Raw genomic sequence first — 2435 nt, 5'->3', positions numbered from 1 at the left:
ACCATCTCTGCGCACTGAAAATTGACCAGGGATGGAACCGGGAATTCGGCCTCCCGGCGCAGCCAGTCTAGCGGTGCCTCCGGGTCGTCAGGCGTTGTCCTCCTTGGCTTGATCGATCTTGGCCTGCTCCCGCGCCTTGATCCGCGTCCGACCACTGCCACTGCTTTGGCGGAACCGGTAGGACTCGTTGCCAGTCTCGACGATGTGGCAGTGGTGGGTGATCCGATCCAGCAGCGCCGTCGTCAGCTTCGGATCGGCGAACACGCTGCCCCACTCGGCGAAGGTCAGGTTCGTGGTGATGACCACGCTGGTGTGCTCGTACAGCTTCGACAGCAGGTGGAACAGCAAGGCGCCGCCTGCTTGGGAAAACGGCAGGTAGCCCAACTCGTCCAGCACCACGAAGTCCAGGTGCAGCAACTGATGAGCCAGGCGGCCGGCTTTGCCGGCCGCCTTCTCCGCTTCCAGCGCGTTGGCCAGTTCGATGGTGGAAAAGAACCGGCCCCGACGACCGTGCTCGCCGATGGCACTGGCGCCGATGGCGGTCGCCAGATGGCTCTTGCCCGTGCCGGTGCCGCCGATCAGCACGACATTCTCCGATCGCTCCATGAAGGCGCCGGTCGCCAGCTGCCGGATCAGCCGCTCGTCGATCTTCGTCCCGTCGAACTGGAAGCTGGCCAGATCCCGATGGATCGGGAAGCGCGCCGCGTTCATCTGGTAGCGGATCGACCGCACGCGGCGATCGACCTGCTCCGCGTCCAGCAGCCGCCCCAGCAGGCTCTGGCCGGCCTCGATCTCCGGCCCACCGTGCTCCTGCAACTCCTTCCAGCAGGCGGCCATGCCGTACAGCCGCAAGCCCTTCAGGGCGTCGATGACCTCAGCCATGGGCCACCTCCGTCCGCAGTCGGTCGTAGCGGGTGGTGTCCGTGGTCGGTGGTTCGCTCACCACCAGATCGGTCTCGACACTCGGCGGTGGGGGTACCTCGTGCAGCCGCGCCAGCACGTTCAGAACGTGCTCCGCACTCGGGCGTCCGGCCTGCAGCACCAGTTCGACGGCCACCAGGACCGCCTCCAGACCAAATACCGGAACCGCGGCCAGCACCTTCGCCATCACCCGGTCGCCGCCCGGGTGGCGCAGCAGGGCCCGGCGCAGGGTCTGCAGGGCTGGCGGCAGATCCTCGAACGGCGCGCCGTTGCGCAGGGCTCCGGGCTTCCGCTCGATCAGCGGCATGTAGTGCTGCCAATCGAAGACCGTGTGGTCGCGGTCCACTACCCGGGTGTGGTCGGCGATCACCGTGTGCTCGGCCACGATCAGGACGCGGTTCGGGTAGAGCCGGACGCTGACGGCCCGCCCGGCCCATTCGCAGGGCACCGAATAGCGGTTGCGCTTCACCGTCACCAGGCAGGTGCTCGACACCCGCGCCGACGACTCCACGTAGCCGTCGAAGGGCTTGGGCATCGGCATCAGGTGGGCCTGCTCATGCTCGTGGGCCTCGGCGATGCTCATTTCGGGAAAGTCCGGATGCGCCGCTTGCCATGCCAGCCGGCACTGCGCGCCCAGCCACACGTTCAACTCGGCGAACGACCCGAAACGCTCGTCCTGCGCCGCCGCCCAGATCTGCCGGCGGGCGTCCTGCACGCCCTTCTCGACCCGGCCCTTTTCCCAGCCCGACGCCACGTTGCAGAACTCCGGGTCTAACAGATAGTGCGCCGACATGGCCGAAGACCGCGCGTTCACCACCCGCGCCTTGTCGCGTCCCGGCACCTTGTCCACCGCCGTCTTCATGTTGTCGTAGATGCCCCGACGCGGCACCCCGCCCAATCCCTCGAGGCAGCGCGTGTGCGCGTCGAACAGCATCTCGTGCGACTGGCTGGGATAGGCCTGCAGCCAGAACGCCCGGCTGGCGCACAGCTTCATGTGTGCCAGCTCGATCTTCCGGTACACCCCGCCGACCACCAGCCCCTCGCTGCTCCAATCGAACTGGAAGGCTTCGCCCCACGCGAAGCTCAGCGGCACGTAGGCGTCCCGCGCAATGCTGGCGCCTTGCACCGTCCGCCAGCGGCGGATCCAGGCCGTCACGCGGGTGTAGGTCCCCGCGTAGCCCAAGGCCTTCAGCTGCTCGAACAGCCGCTTCGCCGTCCGCCGCTGGCCCTTCGGCCGCCGGCCGTCCGCCTCCAACGCCCGGACCAGCCACGCCGCATGGGCATCCAACTTGTTCGGCGCCGGCTTGCGGCGATACACCATCGCCTCCCGCAGCGGCTCCTTCAGCCACGTCTTGATCGTGTTCCGGGACAGACTCGTCCGCCGGGCAATCTCGCTGATCGAGAGCCCCTCCCGCAGCCGAAGCCGCCGGACCTTCGCGTACATCGCCATGGTGTGCACCTCGTCGTCCTGCCCTTCGTCTGGTCGGGCAGGTCAGGTTGAACACCCTGGTCAA

General features: G+C 67.6%; 2 protein-coding genes. Both read right to left on the bottom strand.

All coding sequences use genetic code 11. From position 1 onward, the window contains the following. Positions 1-87 precede the first annotated feature (87 nt). Positions 88-882, bottom strand: a complete 795-nt coding sequence (gene istB / locus O9255_RS13930; RefSeq protein WP_297867472.1) for an IS21-like element helper ATPase IstB — start codon at positions 880-882, stop codon at positions 88-90. Next, the gene (istA, locus tag O9255_RS13925; protein WP_297867471.1) at positions 875-2371 is read right to left on the bottom strand and encodes an IS21 family transposase; all 1497 of its coding nucleotides are present in this window, start codon (positions 2369-2371) and stop codon (positions 875-877) included. Before istA ends, istB begins: the two co-directional genes overlap by 8 nt. Positions 2372-2435 lie beyond the last annotated feature (64 nt).

The organism is Silanimonas sp., from assembly GCF_027530345.1.
GTDB lineage: Bacteria > Pseudomonadota > Gammaproteobacteria > Xanthomonadales > Xanthomonadaceae > Silanimonas.
Note: the sequence above shows the minus strand (reverse complement) of the source record. Positions and strands in the feature narration are given on the sequence as shown.